This window comes from Streptosporangium sp. 'caverna', assembly GCF_003203775.1.
In the GTDB taxonomy this organism is placed as follows: domain Bacteria; phylum Actinomycetota; class Actinomycetes; order Streptosporangiales; family Streptosporangiaceae; genus Streptosporangium; species Streptosporangium subroseum.
This window is the reverse complement of record NZ_CP029711.1, coordinates 3,684,683-3,701,830: the sequence shown is the minus strand read 5'-3', so window position 1 is coordinate 3,701,830 and position 17,148 is coordinate 3,684,683. Positions and strand designations below refer to the sequence as shown.

At 69.9% G+C, this 17,148-nt stretch carries 17 protein-coding genes; 14 read left to right on the top strand and 3 right to left on the bottom strand.

Annotated elements, in window-relative coordinates:
• Nucleotides 1-25: 25 nt before the first annotated feature.
• Complete coding sequence (locus tag DKM19_RS16295) at nt 26-784, bottom strand: hypothetical protein (protein WP_110696419.1); 759 nt, start codon at nt 782-784, stop codon at nt 26-28.
• A gap of 125 nt (nt 785-909) precedes the next feature.
• Between DKM19_RS16295 and DKM19_RS16290 the strand changes: the two genes are divergently transcribed.
• The 10 genes from DKM19_RS16290 to DKM19_RS16245 all read left to right on the top strand — a co-directional run bounded on the left by DKM19_RS16290 (nt 910) and on the right by DKM19_RS16245 (nt 10,725).
• On the top strand, nt 910-1,914 hold the full coding sequence (locus tag DKM19_RS16290; protein ID WP_110696418.1) for a MoxR family ATPase: 1,005 nt from the start codon (nt 910-912) through the stop codon (nt 1,912-1,914).
• A gap of 477 nt (nt 1,915-2,391) precedes the next feature.
• Complete coding sequence (locus DKM19_RS16285) at nt 2,392-3,339, top strand: DUF58 domain-containing protein (protein WP_110696417.1); 948 nt, start codon at nt 2,392-2,394, stop codon at nt 3,337-3,339.
• The gene (locus tag DKM19_RS16280; protein WP_110696416.1) at nt 3,336-4,283 is read left to right on the top strand and encodes a VWA domain-containing protein; all 948 of its coding nucleotides are present in this window, start codon (nt 3,336-3,338) and stop codon (nt 4,281-4,283) included. Before DKM19_RS16285 ends, DKM19_RS16280 begins: the two co-directional genes overlap by 4 nt.
• A gap of 32 nt (nt 4,284-4,315) precedes the next feature.
• On the top strand, nt 4,316-4,930 hold the full coding sequence (locus DKM19_RS16275; protein ID WP_110705756.1) for a class I SAM-dependent methyltransferase: 615 nt from the start codon (nt 4,316-4,318) through the stop codon (nt 4,928-4,930).
• A gap of 142 nt (nt 4,931-5,072) precedes the next feature.
• Nucleotides 5,073-5,639, top strand: a complete 567-nt coding sequence (locus DKM19_RS16270) for a TrmH family RNA methyltransferase (protein WP_110696415.1) — start codon at nt 5,073-5,075, stop codon at nt 5,637-5,639.
• Between the two features lie 180 nt (nt 5,640-5,819).
• Complete coding sequence (locus tag DKM19_RS16265; RefSeq protein WP_110696414.1) at nt 5,820-6,617, top strand: glycerophosphodiester phosphodiesterase; 798 nt, start codon at nt 5,820-5,822, stop codon at nt 6,615-6,617.
• 230 nt (nt 6,618-6,847) lie between these two features.
• Nucleotides 6,848-8,203: an MFS transporter gene (locus tag DKM19_RS16260; RefSeq protein WP_110696413.1), complete on the top strand. Its 1,356-nt coding sequence runs from the start codon at nt 6,848-6,850 to the stop codon at nt 8,201-8,203.
• A gap of 147 nt (nt 8,204-8,350) precedes the next feature.
• Complete coding sequence (locus tag DKM19_RS16255) at nt 8,351-8,695, top strand: RNA polymerase-binding protein RbpA (RefSeq protein WP_089205581.1); 345 nt, start codon at nt 8,351-8,353, stop codon at nt 8,693-8,695.
• 220 nt (nt 8,696-8,915) lie between these two features.
• Nucleotides 8,916-9,800: a TIGR03854 family LLM class F420-dependent oxidoreductase gene (locus tag DKM19_RS16250; protein WP_110696412.1), complete on the top strand. Its 885-nt coding sequence runs from the start codon at nt 8,916-8,918 to the stop codon at nt 9,798-9,800.
• Nucleotides 9,801-9,930: 130 nt separating this feature from the next.
• Nucleotides 9,931-10,725 (top strand): isocitrate lyase/phosphoenolpyruvate mutase family protein, encoded by a 795-nt coding sequence (locus DKM19_RS16245; protein WP_239514280.1) that lies wholly within the window; start codon nt 9,931-9,933, stop codon nt 10,723-10,725.
• A gap of 165 nt (nt 10,726-10,890) precedes the next feature.
• On the opposite strand, the gene DKM19_RS16240 is transcribed toward DKM19_RS16245, so the two are convergent.
• Complete coding sequence (locus DKM19_RS16240) at nt 10,891-12,117, bottom strand: PP2C family protein-serine/threonine phosphatase (RefSeq protein ID WP_204358815.1); 1,227 nt, start codon at nt 12,115-12,117, stop codon at nt 10,891-10,893.
• Nucleotides 12,118-12,382: 265 nt separating this feature from the next.
• Between DKM19_RS16240 and DKM19_RS16235 the strand changes: the two genes are divergently transcribed.
• The gene (locus DKM19_RS16235) at nt 12,383-13,348 is read left to right on the top strand and encodes a TIGR03557 family F420-dependent LLM class oxidoreductase (RefSeq protein ID WP_110705755.1); all 966 of its coding nucleotides are present in this window, start codon (nt 12,383-12,385) and stop codon (nt 13,346-13,348) included.
• A 20-nt stretch (nt 13,349-13,368) separates the two neighbouring features.
• Here DKM19_RS16235 and DKM19_RS16230 read toward each other — a convergent pair whose 3' ends face one another.
• Nucleotides 13,369-13,629, bottom strand: coding sequence for a hypothetical protein (locus DKM19_RS16230; RefSeq protein WP_110696409.1), 261 nt, complete (start codon nt 13,627-13,629; stop codon nt 13,369-13,371).
• A 206-nt stretch (nt 13,630-13,835) separates the two neighbouring features.
• On the opposite strand from DKM19_RS16230, the gene DKM19_RS16225 reads away from it, so the two are divergent.
• From DKM19_RS16225 to DKM19_RS16215, 3 genes are all read left to right on the top strand, one after another.
• Complete coding sequence (locus tag DKM19_RS16225) at nt 13,836-14,702, top strand: MHYT domain-containing protein (protein WP_110696408.1); 867 nt, start codon at nt 13,836-13,838, stop codon at nt 14,700-14,702.
• A gap of 604 nt (nt 14,703-15,306) precedes the next feature.
• Nucleotides 15,307-16,425, top strand: coding sequence for a S1 family peptidase (locus DKM19_RS16220; RefSeq protein WP_110696407.1), 1,119 nt, complete (start codon nt 15,307-15,309; stop codon nt 16,423-16,425).
• 62 nt (nt 16,426-16,487) lie between these two features.
• Nucleotides 16,488-17,057 (top strand): snapalysin family zinc-dependent metalloprotease, encoded by a 570-nt coding sequence (locus DKM19_RS16215; protein WP_110696406.1) that lies wholly within the window; start codon nt 16,488-16,490, stop codon nt 17,055-17,057.
• Nucleotides 17,058-17,148 lie beyond the last annotated feature (91 nt).

The window sequence follows — 17,148 nt, the reverse complement described above, 5'->3', positions numbered from 1 at the left end:
GGCCGAACCCCGCCGGCGGATCACCCTAGATGGGCTCGCCCTCGTCCTCGTCGCCCTCGGAGGGCCCGGGGGTCCCGGTCCCGGTCCGGCCGGGGCCCGGGGTGGGCTGTCCGGGCCCGGTCGTCGTCGGGACCGGCGGCGGGGTCGGCACGAACACCGTCCCCGGCAACGGCCTCGGCGGCGGCTCGACCTCCTCGACCCTGCGCAGCAGCAGCCAGAGCATCACGGTCAGCAACACCAGCAGAACCGTCAGCACGACCGAGGCGATGATCACCGACCGCTGGGTCTCCGTGGGCGGCGGCGCGCCCTTGGGCGGCGGAGGCAGCGCGGGCGAACGATCACTCGCCCAGTACGGCGCGAAGTCCGGTCCGTGCGCCTCCCCGATCAGGGTGCCGCTCACCAGCACGGGTTCGAGGAACCACTCCGCCCCCACCCTGCCGGACTCGTACGGCGTGGCCACCCACGGCGCGCTTCCGTCGTCCATGGCCAGCACCTGCGGGGTCGCGTCGGCCACCGCGGTGCGCCCCCGCGCCGCCCTCGCCATCCACCCCCGCACGCCGGAACGGCTGGCCATCGCCTCGCGGATCCCGGTGACGAACCGATCGCGGGCGGCGGGGTCGAGCGCGGCGCCCCTGGTCAGCACGGCGACCGAGACCGCCCGGCCGTCGGCGCCCCGCCCGAGGTAGACCAGCCCCGCGGGCCCCACCCGCAGGCGGGCCTGCATGAGGAAGGGCCCCAGGTGGGGCGGGTCATCGTATTGGAGCGGACTGGCCACGTCTGCCATGAAAGCACACCGCCGATCACATCGCGCCCGTGTGGGGTACTGACAGAGAACCCACATGGGTACTGTCAGGAAATACGCAGCCGACCTGCCGTGTGACCCGGCATCTCATTTGGTGGAATATCAACATGACCGTCGCCGAAGAACTGCCCAGCGAGATCGATACCGCACTGTTGCGCGATGCCCTGGCCGAGGTCCGGCGGGTCATCGTGGGTCAAGAGCACATGGTGGAACGGTTGCTCGTGGCACTCCTCGCCCGGGGACACTGCCTGCTTGAGGGTGTGCCCGGCGTCGCCAAGACCCTGGCCGCCTCCACCCTGGCCACCGTGGTCGGCGGCGACTTCGCCCGCATCCAGTTCACCCCAGACCTCGTCCCCAGCGACATCGTGGGAACGCGCGTCTACCACCCCTCCCGCGAGGCCTTCGACATCGAGCTCGGTCCGGTGTTCGTCAACTTCCTGCTCGCCGACGAGATCAACCGGGCCCCGGCCAAGGTCCAGTCCGCGCTCCTGGAGGTCATGGCCGAGCGGCAGGTGACCCTGGCCGGGAAGACCCACCCGCTGCCCAAGCCGTTCATCGTGCTGGCCACCCAGAACCCGATCGAGTCCGAGGGCGTCTATCCCCTCCCCGAGGTCCAGCGCGACCGGTTCCTGTTCAAGGTCCGCATCGTCCACCCCAGCGCGCACGAGGAGCTGGAGATCCTCCACCGGATGAGCGTGACCCCCCCGACGCCCAGGCAGGTGCTCGATCCCGTACGGCTGGCGGCGCTGCAGAAGCTGGCCGACCAGGTCTCCGTGCACCAGCTCGTCGCCGACTACGTCGTCAGACTGGTGATGGCCACCCGCGCCCCGGGCGAGTACGGCCTGGCCGAGCTGGAGGAGAACATCGAGATCGGGGTCAGCCCCCGCGCCACGCTGGGCCTGGTCGCCGCCGGACGCGGCCTGGCCCTGCTGCGGGGCCGCGACTACCTGCTTCCCGACGACGTGCGTGACGTGGCCGTGGACGTGATGTCCCACCGGCTCATGCTCACCTTCGACGCGCTGGCCGACGGGGTGGACCCCGAGGACGTGATCAGGCAGATCCTGACCGCCGTACCGCCCCCGCTGGTGGTCTGGAACCAGGGCCCCCGATGAGCCCGCGCGGTGACGCCTTGAGCCCGCGAGGAGGCGCCGGTGAACTGGACTGAGGACCGAAGGAGCGAAGCGGATGAGGGACGAGGGAAGTCACCGGTTCCCAGCCACCGAGCCGCGGCGCGCAGCGACGCCTTGAGCCCGCGAGGAGGCGCCGGTGAACTGGACTGAGGACCGAAGGAGCGAAGCGGATGAGGGACGAGGGAAGTCACCGGTTCCCAGCCACCGAGCCGCGGCGCGCAGCGACGCCTTGAGCCCGCGAGGAGGCGCCGGTGAACTGGACTGAGGACCGAAGGAGCGAAGCGGATGAGGGACGAGGGAAGTCACCGGTTCCCAGCCACCGAGCCGCGGCGCGCAGCGACGCCTTGAGCCCGCGAGGAGGCGCCGGTGAACTGGACTGAGGACCGAAGGAGCGAAGCGGATGAGGGACGAGGGAAGTCACCGGTTCCCAGCCACCGAGCCGCGGCGCGCAGCGACGCCTTGAGCACTGCCGAGCAGGCGCTGCGCCGGCTCGAACTGACCATCGTCCGGCGGCTGGACGGGTTGTTGCACGGCTCCCACCAGGGCCTCCTTCCGGGGCCCGGCAGCGAGTTCGGCGACAGCCGGGTCTACGTGCCCGGCGAGGACGACATCCGGCGGATGGACTGGGCGGTGACCGCCCGCACGACCGTCCCGCACGTGCGGGACCTGATCGCCGACCGGGAGCTGGAGACCTGGGTGCTGGCCGACCTGTCGCCCAGCATGGACTTCGGCACCGCCGCGATGGAGAAGCGCGACCTGGTGGTGTCCGCGGTCGGCGCGATCGGCTTCCTGTCGGGCCGGATCGGCAACCGCTTCGGCGCCTACGTCCTGCACGACGAGTACGTCCACCGGATGCCCGCCAGGGGCGGCCGTCCGGCCCTGTACGGCCTGCTGCACTCGCTGATGGAGGCCCCCAGGGGTCGTCCCGTCGCCGGAGCCCCCGACCTCGCGGAGGCGATCGAGGTGCTGGCCTCCGCGCGGCGACGGCGCGGCCTGCGAGTGATCGTCTCCGACTTCCTCGACCCGGAGCCCAGCCTCGACCCCGGCCTCGAACTGCCCTGGGAGCGGCCGATCCGCCGTCTGGCCGCCCGCCATCAGGTGCTGGCCGTCGAGGTGATCGATCCTCGCGAGCTGGAGCTGCCCCCGGTGGGACTGGTCAACCTGACCGACCCCGAATCGGGGCGGAGCCGCCAGATCCAGCTCACGCCCAAGGTACGCAGGGCCTACGCGGAGGCCGCCGCCCTGCAGCGGGAGACGAACCGGATCGCGCTGCGCCGCTGCGGAGTCTCGCACCTGGTGCTGCGCACCGACCGCGACTGGGTCCTCGACATCGCCCAGTTCGTCCTGCGGCATCGGCGCATGGCACACCTGACACATCGGCCATCGAGGTCCGGAGCGACACATTGACCTTCCTCTCTCCGGCCTGGCTGTGGCTGTTCGCCCTGCTGGTGCTGCTCGCGGCGGCCTACGTGGCCGCCCAGTTCGCCCGGCGCCGCTACGCGCTGCGCTTCACCAACCTGCCGCTGCTGGCGCTCGTGGCCCCCTCGGGTCCCGGCTGGCGCAGGCACGTCGCACCGGTGCTCTTCCTCGTGATGATGAGCCTGCTGGTCATCGGCGCGGCCCGGCCGGCCGATGAGGTGCGGGTCCCCCGTGACCGCGCGACCATCATCATCGCTCTGGACGTCTCACTGTCGATGGAGGCCGACGACGTCTCGCCGAACCGGATCGCCGCGGCCAAGGAGGCCGCCCAGAAATTCGTCAACGACCTGCCGGAGCGTTTCAACGTGGGGCTGGTCGCCTTCGCCCGTTCCGCCTCCGTCGTGGTCTCCCCCACCACCGACCACCAGGCGGTCTTCACCTCGCTCGGCAACCTGAGCACCCGGGCGGGCACCGCCATCGGCGAGGCCGTGTTCAGCTCCCTCGACGCCGTCCGCTCCTTCGACCAGCAGGCGGTCACCGACCCGCCGCCCGCCGCGGTCGTGCTGCTGTCCGACGGCGACAACACCTCGGGCCGCTCGGTGGCCGACGCGATCGAGACGGCGATGAACGCGCGCGTGCCGGTCTCCACGATCGCCTACGGCACCCAGGACGGCACCGTCTCGATCGACGGCCGCGACGTGAACGTGCCGGTGAACAAGGCCACCCTGCAGACCCTGTCGGACGGCACCGGCGGCCGGGCGTACGAGGCGGAGTCCGGCAGCCAGCTACGGGAGGTGTACGAGCAGATCGGCACCTCGCTGGGCTACCGGATGGTCAACCAGGAGATCAGCCAGCGGTTTGTCGTGGCGGCGCTCCTGGCCGGGCTGCTGACCGCGGTGATGGCCCTGGTGCTGGGATCGCGGCTGCCCTGAGCCGGTCCCGGCCATTGGTAACGTTCTACGACGTGGCACATTACTTCGAGGAGCAGCCTGAGACCGCCAGCCGTCCCGGTTCGGTCACGCTCGTGCTCCCCGACCTTCATTTGAAGCTGGAGACCGACAGCGGGATGTTCTCCCCCGAGCGGATCGACCAGGGCACCCGGATCCTGCTGGAGAGCGTGCCTCCTCCCCCGCAGGAGGGGGATCTGCTGGACCTGGGCTGCGGTTACGGGCCGATCGCGCTGACGATGGCCTCGCGCGCCCCGCGGGCCACGGTGTGGGCGGTCGACGTCAACCGCAGGTCGGTGGAGCTGTGCGCCAGAAACGCCCGGACCGCCGCCCTTGACAAAGTAAGGTCACTGCACGTCGACGAGGTTCCGCCCGAGATCCGCTTCTCGGCGATCTGGTCCAACCCGGCGATCCGCATCGGCAAGGCGGCGATGCACCAGATGCTGTCGCGCTGGCTGACGCGCCTCACCCCCGACGGCGTCGCCTACCTGGTGGTCCAGAAGCACCTGGGGTCCGACTCCCTGCAGCGCTGGCTGAACGAGCAGGGCTGGCCCACCGGCCGCACGACCTCCCGGTCGTCCTACCGGATCCTTGAGGTGAGGGCCGGGCAGGAAGCGGATCGGGAGCGGTGAACGGACGGCGCACGCGCCTCCCACAGGCAGGCCCGGTACGTAGGTCCTCCGCTCCCCGCGAGACGAACGCGGGCGGACACCGAGCGGGCACCGGGCAGACACGGAACGACCGCGGAAACGAACGAGGAACGGTGAACGACCGATGACGGACAACCCGCGCAGGCAGCTGCGGCCGACCGATGTCAAGCGGCTCAACCGCACGTGGCGCAGGAGCACCGAGGGACGGCTCGCGCTGATCCTGGAGTCGGTGACCGGCCCGTTCAACGTCGGTTCGATCTTCCGTACGGCCGCCGCCTTCGGGGTGGAGCGGATCTGGCTGGCGGGCAACGCCACTCCCCCGACCAACCCCAAGGCGCAGAAGACCGCCCTGGGCACCGACCGCCTGGTGGCCTGGGAGGAGCCGGTCCCCGTGCTGGAGGCCGTACGGGCCGCCAAGGAGGACGGGTTCACCGTGGTCGCGGTGGAACTGACCGGCGACGCCGTGCCCCTCTCCGAGGCCAAGCTGAACGGCGACGTGTGCCTGGTGGTGGGCAGCGAGGACCACGGCTGCTCCCCCGCGCTGCTGGAGGCCGCCGACGGCGTCTGCTACATCCCGCAGGTCGGCAGGGTGGGCTCGTTCAACGTCGGGGTCGCGGCGGCGATCGCGGTGGCCGAGGCCCGCCGCCAGGAATGGGCGGGCAAGACGCTGCAGGACCACGAATCAGACTGACAGGCAGGGCCGCCGTGCCACGCCCAGACGCGCGCTACCGGCTTCCGGACCACGAATCAGGCCGGTAAGCCATCTTTCATCGCCTTGAAACTATAAATAATTCAAATCAATGACCTTGTGACCCAAACGTTCACCCTCTCGCGATGACGAGTCGCACTCGCAGCGGGCATACTCCTGCAAGTGCAGCGTCGTTACGCCTTCCTCGACCATCCCGCCCCCCTGGCCTTCGCCCACCGGGGCGGGGCCTTCGAGGGCCGGGAGAACACCCATGCCGCGTTCGCACGGGCGGTGGAGCTCGGTTACACCTACCTGGAGACGGACGCCCACGCGACCGCGGACGGGGTGCTGCTGGCCTTCCACGACCACACCCTGGACCGGGTGACCGACCGGCGGGGCCGGATCGCCGGCCTGCCGTACCGGCTGGTGCGTGAGGCGCGGATCGGCGGCGTGGACGAGATCCCGCTCATGGAGGAACTGCTGGGCTCCTGGCCCGAGGCGCGCTTCAACATCGACGTCAAGGAGGCCTCGGCCATCGCGCCGCTGGCCGAGGCGATCAGACGGACCGCCTCCCACGACCGGATCTGCCTGACCTCCTTCTCCGAGGAACGCCTGGCCCGTGCCCGTGCCGCGATCGGCCACGAGGTGTGCTCCTCGCTCGGGCCGCGCGGCGTCGCGGCCCTGCGCGCCGCCGCCACCACCTCCGGCTACGGCCGCCTGCTCACCCGGCTGGCCCGCGCCGGGGTGCCGTGCGCGCAGATCCCGGTGGGCTTCCGCGGCCTGCGGATCACCACGCCCGCCCTGATCCGTACGGCGCACGCCCTCGGCATGCAGATCCACGTGTGGACCATCAACGACCCCCGGGAGATGGAGCGCCTGCTCGACCTCGGTGTGGACGGCCTGATGACCGACAACATCTCCGGCCTCCGCGAGGTGCTGGAGGCACGCGGCCAGTGGCACCCCGGCCGGCTCGCCGCGTGAACCGCGTGAGCCGCGTGAACCCTGCGAGCCCCATAAGCCACGTAAGTCGCGTGCGCCCTGTGAGCCGTGTGAGCCCCGCAAGCCGTGTGAGCCCCGCAAGTCACATGCGCCCTGTGAGCCCTGTGAACCGTGTGAGCCCCGCAAGTCACGTGAGCTGTGCAAGTCGTGTAAGCCGCACACCCCCGCCCCCCAGCCGGCCCACCGGCTGATCCCCCAACGAGCGAGGACCCATGACCTCCGAACAGGTCGTCGAGGAAACCCCCCAGGCCCGCCGCCGCGAACAGCGCGGCTGGTACTTCTACGACTGGGCGAACTCCGCCTTCCCCACCACGGTCCTGACGGTCTTCCTCGGGCCGTACCTGACGACGATCGCGGAGACCGCCGCCCAGGGCCGCCCGTACGTGGACGTGCTGGGGTTCGACGTACGGCCCAGCGCCTACTACTCCTTCGTGGTGGGCGCCGCGGCCATCCTGCAGATCATCCTGATGCCCATCGCCGGAGCCCTGGCCGACCACACCGGCCGCAAGAAGGAGCTCATGGGCCTGTTCGCCTATCTCGGCGCCGGGGCCACGCTCTGCTTCTGGTTCGTCGCGGACGGGCGCTACCTGCTGGGCGGGGTGCTGTTCGTGCTGGCCAACACCGCCTTCGCGGCCGCATTCGTGATCTACAACTCGTTCCTGCCCGAGATCTCCACCGCGGACGAGCGCGACAAGGTCTCCGCCCAGGGCTGGGGCTTCGGCTACCTCGGGGGCGGCCTGCTGCTCGCCGTCCACCTCGTGCTCTTCCTCGGTCACGACTCCTTCGGCGTCACCGAGGGTGAGGCCGTACGCATCGCCCTGGCCTCCGCGGGCTTGTGGTGGGGCGGGTTCACGATCATCCCGCTGCTGCGGCTGCGCAACCGGCGGGCGCTCGCCCCGGGCGCCGAGACCACCGGTCAGGCCGTGGTGGGAAGCTTCCGGCAGCTGGGCCGTACGATCAGGGAGCTGCGCCGCTACCCGCTGACGCTGGGCTTCCTGGTGGCCTACCTGATCTACAACGACGGCGTGCAGACCGTCATCTCCTTCTCGGCCACCTACGCCGACAAGGAGCTCGGGCTGAGCCAGACCGTCAGGATCGCGGCGATCCTGATGGTGCAGTTCGTCGCCTTCTTCGGCGCCCTGCTGCTCGGCCGGCTCGCCACCCACTGGGGGGCGAAACGCGTCGTGATGAACGCGCTGATCGCCTGGGTCGTGGTGGTGGGCGTGGCCTACTTCCTGCCCAGGGGTTCGGCCGTGGCGTTCTTCGCGCTCGGATTCGCCATCGCGATCGTGATGGGCGGCACCCAGGCCCTGTCGCGGTCGCTCTTCTCCCACGTGATCCCGGTGGGCAAGGAGGCGGAATATTACAGCCTGTACGAGATCAGTGACAAGGGCTCGACATTCCTCGGCTCGTTCACCCTCGGCCTGGCGCTCCAACTAACCGACAGCTACCGGCTCGGCATTATCTCTTTGGTGATCTTCTTTGTGCTCGGCTTCGTGCTGCTCGCCCTCATCGACCTGCCCAAGGCCATCAGAGCGGCCGGAAATCCGGTGCCGGAACGCATCTGAAGACCCCTCGGAAAGGGCCTTCTCACAGACCGGGTCAAGAACGCGCGATTGGATCACCCCGTCTGTGGGAATCCACACACGGTATCAAGCGTTGTACGCCGTGGGAGACAAACCCCTCACGACGGGGCCCTCAGGAGGCATTCAGACATGGGCGAGCGTGCGCTACGCGGTACCCGGCTCGGGGCGACCAGCTACGAGAACGACCGCAACACTGATCTGGCTCCGCGCCAGGAGGTGTCCTACACCTGCCCGAAGGGCCATCGATTCGACGTTCCGCTTGCCGCTGAAGCCGAGATCCCGGCGACCTGGGAGTGCCGCATGTGCGGCGCGACCGCACTCCGGGTGGATGGCGAGCTGCCGGAGGCAAAGAAGGCCAAGCCCCCACGGACGCACTGGGACATGCTGCTGGAGCGCCGCACGATCGAAGACCTGGAGGAGGTGCTCAACGAGCGCCTGGCGATTCTACGCGCCCAGCGCCGAAAGAGCGCCTGACCGACTCAGACAGGCTCAGAGAGACGGAGAGCTCCGGTACCCGCCCAGGGTGCCGGAGTTCTCCGCTTTTATGCCCTGTGACCTCTCACGCCCTCCCATGCCCTGCCCATGGCCCTCCCCGGCCCGCATCTCCCGGCTCCGGCTCCCGACGGGCGCCGCTCACCGGCTCCCGACGATCTCCCGCCTGGGTTTGCAGATTGAATCGTGGTCGAATGGGCGAATGAAGGTACGAATTGGAATCGCCCCGACGGCAACCGAGAGCGCGGCCCACTTCGCCGAGACCGTCGACCGGGCCGAAGCCCTGGGCATCGACTCGCTGTGGCTGTCCGAGGTCGTCTTCGGGCCGTCTGTCGAGCCGTTCATCGGGATGGGATACGCGCTGTCCCGGACGGCCCGGCTGAAGGTCGGCACGGGCGTCGCCATCCTGCCGGGCCGCCATCCGGTGCTGGTCGCCAAACAGCTCGTCTCCCTGGCCGCACTGGCCCCCGCCCGGGTACTGCCCGCCTTCGGCCTCCACCCGGCCAGGCCCAGCGAGAAAAGTGCCTTCCCCATCGCGGGAAACTCTCGCGGCGCGGTCTTCGACGAGTCGCTGGAACTGCTCAGGCTGCTGCTCAGGCAGGAGACGGTGACCTTCAAGGGGACGTTCCACACCGTCGAGGACGCCGGCGTCGGGCCGCTCCCCGCCAAGCCGCTGGACATCTGGCTGGGCGGCGGCGGCCCGGTCGCGCTACGCCGCGTCGGCCGCTTCGCCGACGGCTGGCTCGCCAGCTACGTCACCCCCGAGGAGGCCGCCGTGGCCCGGGAGACGATCCAGGGCCACGCCGCCGAGGCCGGTCGCGAGATCGAGCCCGACCACTACGGCGTCAGCCTCGCCGTCGCCCTCGGCTCCATCCCCGACGAGTTCTCGGCCGCGATCCGCGGGCGCCGTCCCGATGCCGATCCCGCGGACTTCATCCCGGTCGGCTGGCAGGCGTGCCGCGAGCGGATCGAGCGCTACGTCGCCGCGGGGATCACCAAGTTCGTCATACGGCCGGCCGGGCGGACGCCGGAGACGGAGCACTTCATGGAGGAGTTCGCCCGGGAGCTGATGCCCATGGAGAACTGACCTGACCGATCCCGCCGGCACCGGGACGATCTCAAAAGTGGCCCAATCCCTTATCGCGTCATTGGCCTTTAACACCGGACCGCCTGCCGCCTAGAGTCGTCACATGGCTACGAAGACCACCACCGAAGGCATGACAGACGCGACAGCCAACGAGAAGGCCGCGGCGCTGCGGGCGCTGCATGTGCCGGGGAGTCCGCTGGTGGTGCCCAACGTCTGGGACGCCGCGTCGGCCCGCGCCGTCGAGGCGGCCGGATTCCCGGTGGTCGCCACCGGCAGCGCCGCGATCGCCCCGGTGCTCGGATACGACGACGGGGAGGCGACGCCGGTCGAGGAGATGCTCGCCGCGGTCGCCCGGATCGTCAGGGCGGTCGGCGTTCCCGTCACCGCCGACATGGAGCGCGGCTACGGGCTGAAGCCGGCGGAGCTGGTCGCGCGCCTGGCCGCCACCGGCGCGGTCGGCTGCAACCTGGAGGACTCCGACCCCCGTACGGACGAGATGGTCGACGCCGACGAGCAGGCCGCGTTCCTGGGCGCCGTCCGGGCCGCCGCCACCGAGGCGGGTGTCGACCTGGTGATCAACGCGCGCGTCGACACCTACATGAACGGCACGGGCACTCCCTCCGAGAGGCTCGCGGAATCGGTACGGCGCGGGGGCCTGTACCTGCGAGCCGGCGCCGACTGCGTCTACCCGATCTTCGTCTCCGACGCCGGCGTCGTCCGCGCGCTGGCCGAGGGGATCGACGGCCCGATCAACGTCCTGTTCCGTCCCGGCACGCCGTCGATCGGGGAGCTGGCGGCCCTCGGAGTGGCCCGCGTGAGCTTCGGGCACGGTCTGCACAGCGCCGTGCAGGCCTACACGGCCCAGATGGTCGCGGCCATCCAGGCCGGGAACAGCCCCTACCCGCCGGGCCTCACCGCGGGCTGATCGCGGCAGGCGGCCAGGGACACGATCTGCTCCTCCCGGGGCGACACCGGCCCGGAGGCGGCCGGTGCCCACCTGGCGACCGCCCTCGGGACACCGGCCCATCCGGTGGTGGTTCACCGGATCGACCCCGCCCGGCCGGACGGGAACGCTCCCGGTCCATCCCCGTCAGAGGTGCAGTTTCCGGTGGGCGCCTCCGTGCCATTCCACCAGCAGGACGGTGGCGTCGTCCTGGAGGCGGCCGTCGTGATACTTCAGCACGCTGCGGATGAGGCGGCGCAGGGTCTCCGGCACCGGCAGGCCGTCGGCGTTGCGCCGGATGATGAAGTCGACGAACCGCTCCAGGCCGAACTCCTGGCCCTCGCTGTTGCGTGCCTCGGTGATGCCGTCGGTGTAGAGCAGCACGCGGTCGCCGGGTTCGAGCTGTTCACCGCATATCGTCACGGGCAGGCCGAGGTCGAGGCCCATGGGGTGGGCTGGCCGGCACTGGAGACTCGTGATCCAGCGGCCGCCCCGGATCACCACCGGAGGGTGGTGGCCCCGGTTGACCCAGCTGAACACGCCGGTGCGCGTGTTCAGCTCGGCCAGGATCGCGGTGGCGAAACGGTTGGCCCGGCCGAACTCGTCGATCAGGACCTGTTCGATCCCCTCGCTGACGCGGATCAGGTCGGCGCCCTGGCGGCGGTAGTTGCGGCAGGCGGCCAGCGCCAGGTTGGAGGTCAGTCCGGCCGACGCGTCGTGACCCATCGCATCGAAGATCGCAAGATGGACCCTCTCACCGGCCAGGGCGTAGTCGAAGGCGTCGCCGCCGATCTCGTAGGCCGGTTCGAGCGCGGCTCCGATCACCACCTCCTCGTTGGCGAACGTCAGCGGCGGCAGGAGGTTCCACTGCATCTCCGCGGCGACGTCCATCGGCCGGGTCCGGACCAGCCGGGCGTAGGAGTCGCTGTGGTTGCGCTTGCTCACCACCAGCAGCGCCACCACGGACGCCAGGTGCCGCATGTTCTCCTGTGCCCACTCGTCGGCGACCCGGGCGCTGACACGCAGCACCCCCAGGCGCTCGGTGCCGTCCAGCAGCGGCACCCACCACCAGTCCACGCCGCCGGCACCGGGCTTGGGCAGGACCCGCACGTCCTGGAAGGCCCGCCCGGCCAGCGTTCCGTCGATCCGCAGCTCGGCCAGCTCCGGGTCCGCGCCCTCGCCGGCGTTCGTACCCTGGCCCGTCAGCAGGCGGAGCACCTCCTGCTGCAGATCGGCCAGATAGATCATTACGTCGTACAGGCCGGCATGAGCGGCGTTTTTCTCGGCCAGGGCGGGCAACTGCTCTATCGCGCTCAGATGGCTGGCCTCGACCATCCCGGCCAGCATCCGAGCGCAGCCCCCCAAAGAATCCATCGTGCTTCCCGTCTGCTGTGACATCCGGCATCCGTCCACGACCCCCTGAGGAGCATCCGCCCTCATCCGGCGGATGCGAGAGAGGTCCGGATGTCCGCAAGTACTTCCTTACCCAAAGGTTCTGCCACGACCCGGTTTCCGGTTTTCTGCCCGCAACGGTGAATCGGAATCCGCAGGGAGGCCCGCGACCTGCCGCGGGAGAAAGAAACCCGAGATTTTTCGTCTCCGGGAAACATGCCGGAGACGAAGGGGGTAAGTGCCGGACATGGCAGAGATCGGCTACACGTTGATGAGCGAGCAGACGCCGGCCAGGCAGTTGGTGGACGACGCCGCCACGGCCGAACGCGTCGGATTCGACTACGCGGTCATCTCCGACCACTACTTCCCGTGGCTGGAGGAGATGGGGCACTCACCGTACGCCTGGTCGGTGCTCGGCGCGGTGGCCCACGCCACCGAGCGCCTGCCGCTGATGACCTACGTGACCTGCCCGATCATGCGCTACCACCCCGCGGTGGTGGCGCAGAAGGCGGCCACGATGGGGGCCCTGACGCAGGGACGCTTCACCCTGGGGCTGGGCTCGGGAGAGAACCTCAACGAGCATGTGATCGGCCAGGGCTGGCCGGCGGTGAACACCCGGCACGAGATGTTCCGCGAGGCCATCGAGATCATCAAGGAGTTGTTCGAGGGCGGGTACACGAGTTACCGGGGCGAGTTCTTCGACGTCGACTCGGCCAGGCTCTTCGACCTTCCCGACCGGCCGGTGCCCCTCGCGATCGCCGCTTCGGGGGGCCGTTCGGGGGACATCGCCGCCCAGTACGGCGACGCGCTGGTGGCGATCGATCCGGACGCCGATCTCGTGGAGCGGTTCGCCGCCGGCGGCGACGGGGCCAGGCCGGTCTACGGCCAGCTGGCCATCAGCTACGACCCCGACCCCGAGGCCGCCCTGGAACGGGCGCACCGGCTGTGGCGCTGGTCGGTGACGAACTGGAAGGTCAACGCCGAGCTGCCCGCGCCGGTGAACTTCGCCGCCGCCGCCGAGACCGTGCGCCCGGAGGACGTCGCCAAGGCGATACCGTGCGGAGCCGACGTCGACGCGGTGGTGGAGGCGGTGCGCGAATTCACCGATGCCGGATTCACCCACGTCGCCCTGGTCCAGATCGGCCACGAGCACCAGCGGGAGTTCTTCGACTGGTCGGAGAAGGAGCTGCTGCCCGCGCTCCGGGGGCTCTAGCCCCCGTCCGGCGTCGCGGATCACCACTCGTCGGTGGGCAGGTCGATGCCGTTGACGCGGTCGTAGATCACTACCTCGTCCTCGAGCCTGACCACGCGCACCCTGCGGGCGAGTCCCGCCGTCTCCAGGCTGCGGGCCGAGTGCACCGCGTACTGCGCGAAGTGGTAGAGGTCGCGCGTGTTGCCGTTCGGGTCGTCACGCTCACACAGGACCTCGTAACGATCACCTGGCCAGATCGGGGGCAGAGCTGTTTTTCGTCTTTGACCGGCGAGCATCGTCATTGGCCCGCCTCCTCTCCTGGAGTGTTCACCTTAGGTGGGAAACGCCGACTTGCTGTAGTCGGTTAAGGCGCTCTCAATTCACCCATTATGGCCATTTAGAACGCCAGGGCTGTAATGTGAGCACCCCTCCGACCGGCCAGTCAGCGAGCGATCTCCGATCCGGCTCTGGCACGTTCCAACGATGACCCGTACCGCCAGGAGCCTCCATGCCCTCCATCGATCATTTCGCCCACGGGTTCATCACCCCGGCGGCCTCCTACATCATGTCGAGTATCGGCTGCCTGCTCGGGCTCCTGCTCGCAGCCCGCGCCCGCGAGGCGGAAGGCCAGTCCCGCGTTCTGTGGCTGGGCGCCGCCGCCCTGTCCATCGGCGGAACCGGGATCTGGGTGATGCACTTCATCGCGATGATGGGCTTCGAGGTCCACGGTACGGCGATCCGCTACGACGTGCCGCTCACCATCGCCTCGGCCCTTCTCGCCATCGTCGTCGTGGGGGCCGGACTGTTCCTGGTCTCCGCCAGGGGAACCGGGCCCGTCTCGCTCATCAGCGGCGGGCTGCTGACCGGCCTCGGCGTGGCCGGCATGCACTATCTGGGCATGGCGGCGATGAACATGTCCGCACACGTGAACTACGACCCTCTCCTGGTGACGCTGTCCGTGCTGATCGCCGTGGTGGCCGCGACGGTGGCGCTCTGGTTCAGCCTGCGCGCCAGCGGAGCCCTCGCCATCACGGGGGCCGCCCTGCTGATGGGCGTCGCGGTCAACGGGATGCACTACACCGGCATGTTCTCCATGGCCGTCACCCTCGATGACACCGTCATGTCCATGCCCGGGGCCTCGGCCATGGACTTCATGCTTCCCCTGATCATCGGGATCAGCCTGATCACCCTGGGCCTGCTCCTCACCATCTTCCTGTCCCCCTCCGAGCAGGAGATGCGCGAGGACGCCGCGTTGCTCTCCCAGCTCAGGCAGCCTCACAACGGCAGCGTCCTTCCTCCCGCCCCCGCCCCCGCGGCCCGGCCGGCCGAGCCCCGTCCCTCTTCGCTGTTCGACAGCTCCGACCCCGGGCACTGAACCCGGTACGTCGAGCTCGGCGGACCGTCCGCCGGAACCGGCGGACGGTCCACGCGGCCGTGGCCGCCTCCGCCGGCGGTCCGGATCCGTCAGCCCTCCGGGCACATGGCGGGGGCCTTCTGGTGAGGGAAAACGTGTTCTAGTTCGTGGTCGGGCGGCAGGACGCAGCGACGCTCCCCCTGCTCCGTGTACGGGCATCGGGGCGCGTCGGCGCGGCGTGGCAGTGATACCTGCTCTTCGCGCCCGGTTCCACCGTCGACGGCGGCTTCGTGACTCATGGGCGCGTGTCCTCCTGTGAAATCCGGACTATGGCATCCGGTACGGAACGTTCCAGCCGCGAATCCGGGAGGGTCGCGACGGCCGGGGCCGATCACCCCTCCGTACGATGCAGCAATCTATCCCTCCGAGTTCCGGGTGCCTAGAACCAGTTATTTGTCACTGTCCTTATTGGCTCCCGCCGGGAGCCGGATCCCGTGCGCCGGGCACCCCTGATTTCTCCGTCCGGATGATCAAGGCCCCCATAACATCACGATAGGGATCCTTTGGGACATCCCTCGGCGAGGCTCAGCCAATACCTTGACATCACCCCTCACAAGGAGTGCTTATGTTGAGTCGAGGCCCCCTCCTCGCCGGAGCCACCACCGTGGCCCTGTACCTGGCAGCCACCGTCGCCCCCGCCATGGCCCAAGCCGCTCCCCCGGCCCAGCCCCAGCCCGCAGTCATCCAGGCGCTCCAGCGCGACCTCGGTCTCACCGCCGAGCAGGCCGTCACGCGGCTGGCCAACGAATCCCGCGCCATGAGCGCGGAGTCCACCCTGAGCCAGGCGCTCGGCGACAAGTACGCCGGCTCCTGGCTCAACGCCGACGCCTCCAAGCTCTCCGTCGCCACCAGCGACGCCTCCGCGGCCGGGGCCATCCAGGCCCAGGGCGCCCAGCCCGTGGTCGTCAGCCGGACCCTCAACGAGCTCAACGCCGTCAAGGACCGGCTCGACGCGGCGTCCGCGGAGGCGAAGGCCGGCGCGTCCCTCTGGTACGTCGACATCCCGACCAACAGCGTCGTCGTCCAGGCCGCCGAGCAGGCGGGGGCCGAGGCCCTCGTCGCCGCCGCCGGCGTGGACAAGAGCGCGGTGCGGGTGACGGCCTCCGCCGAGAAGCCCCAGACCTACATCAACATCATCGGCGGCCTCGCCTACTACATCGGCGGCAGCCGCTGCAGCGTCGGCTTCTCCGTCACCAGGGGAACCACCCCCGGCTTCGTCACCGCGGGACACTGCGGCAGGGCGGGCAGCCGCACCACCAGCCCGACCGGCACCTTCCAGGGTTCCTCCTTCCCCGGTAACGACTACGCCTGGGTCGCCGCCACCGGCAACACCGCCCAGCCGCTGGTCAGGGGATCGGGTGGCGCCAACGTCACCGTCCGCGGATCCACCCAGGCCGTGGTCGGCTCCTCGATCTGCCGCTCCGGCTCCACCACCGGCTGGCGCTGCGGCACCATCCAGCAGCACAACACCAGCGTGACCTACTCGCAGGGCACCGTGAGCGGCCTGACCCGCACCAACGTCTGCGCCGAGCCCGGCGACTCCGGCGGCTCGTTCATCTCCGGCAGCCAGGCCCAGGGCGTGACCTCGGGCGGCTCCGGTAACTGCAGCTCCGGCGGCACCACGTACTACCAGCCGGTCAACGAGATCCTCTCGGCATACGGTCTCACGCTCCGCGTCGGCTGACCGCTCTCCTCACCAGCTGCTCTTCCCGAGCAACCCCCCATGGCCGAGGAGAACCGGAAAAGATGTCAAGGATCATCCGCTTAAGCGTCGCCTTCATCCTGGGATTCACCTTCCTGGTGACGGCCACCCCCGTCCAGGCGGCGACCACCCACGGGGCAACCGATCACACGGTGGCGGCAGTCCGTGTGCTCCGGTATGACGCGAGCCGGGCCGCGGAGTTCCGTTCCGCCGTCGACCAGGCGGCCCAGATCTGGAACTCCAGCGTGACCGGCGTGCGACTGGTGGCCGGAAGCCCGGCGGACTTCGTGGTGCGGGCCGACAACGGCTGGCCGCGCACCCAGCCCACCAGTCTGGGCCGGGGCACGATCTGGATGGGCAGGGAGGCGACCGTGGAGGGGCACAACCCGCTGCGCATCGCCGCCCACGAGATCGGCCACATCCTGGGTCTGCCCGACCGTCGCACCGGCCTGTGCACGGACCTGATGTCCGGTGCGAGCGCGGGCACGAGCTGTACCAGCCCCTATCCGAGCACGGCTGAGAAGGCCCAGGTCAACCGGAACTTCGCCGGTTTCGCCCCGGCCATCGAATTCGGCAAGATCTACGTCGACAGCCCCGAGACCGCATCACACTAGGCGCCGTCCAGGCGCCATCCAGGCGCCACAGCAGCACCCCGGCGAGGTCCGCCGGTCCGGCCGAGCAGTCAGGCCGGACCGGCGGACCTCG

Excerpts from the sequence above, each read along its gene's own strand:
- DKM19_RS16230 (WP_110696409.1), bottom strand. The coding sequence starts at position 13,629 with ATGACGATGCTCGCCGGTCAAAGACGAAAAACAGCTCTGCCCCCGATC.
- DKM19_RS16250 (WP_110696412.1), top strand. The coding sequence starts at position 8,916 with ATGAAGGTACGAATTGGAATCGCCCCGACGGCAACCGAGAGCGCGGCC.
- DKM19_RS16245 (WP_239514280.1), top strand. The coding sequence starts at position 9,931 with ATGACAGACGCGACAGCCAACGAGAAGGCCGCGGCGCTGCGGGCGCTG.
- DKM19_RS16260 (WP_110696413.1), top strand. The coding sequence starts at position 6,848 with ATGACCTCCGAACAGGTCGTCGAGGAAACCCCCCAGGCCCGCCGCCGC.
- DKM19_RS16235 (WP_110705755.1), top strand. The coding sequence starts at position 12,383 with ATGGCAGAGATCGGCTACACGTTGATGAGCGAGCAGACGCCGGCCAGG.
- DKM19_RS16240 (WP_204358815.1), bottom strand. The coding sequence starts at position 12,117 with ATGGATTCTTTGGGGGGCTGCGCTCGGATGCTGGCCGGGATGGTCGAG.
- DKM19_RS16215 (WP_110696406.1), top strand. The coding sequence starts at position 16,488 with ATGTCAAGGATCATCCGCTTAAGCGTCGCCTTCATCCTGGGATTCACC.
- DKM19_RS16270 (WP_110696415.1), top strand. The coding sequence starts at position 5,073 with ATGACGGACAACCCGCGCAGGCAGCTGCGGCCGACCGATGTCAAGCGG.
- DKM19_RS16255 (WP_089205581.1), top strand. The coding sequence starts at position 8,351 with ATGGGCGAGCGTGCGCTACGCGGTACCCGGCTCGGGGCGACCAGCTAC.
- DKM19_RS16295 (WP_110696419.1), bottom strand. The coding sequence starts at position 784 with ATGGCAGACGTGGCCAGTCCGCTCCAATACGATGACCCGCCCCACCTG.
- DKM19_RS16225 (WP_110696408.1), top strand. The coding sequence starts at position 13,836 with ATGCCCTCCATCGATCATTTCGCCCACGGGTTCATCACCCCGGCGGCC.
- DKM19_RS16290 (WP_110696418.1), top strand. The coding sequence starts at position 910 with ATGACCGTCGCCGAAGAACTGCCCAGCGAGATCGATACCGCACTGTTG.
- DKM19_RS16220 (WP_110696407.1), top strand. The coding sequence starts at position 15,307 with ATGTTGAGTCGAGGCCCCCTCCTCGCCGGAGCCACCACCGTGGCCCTG.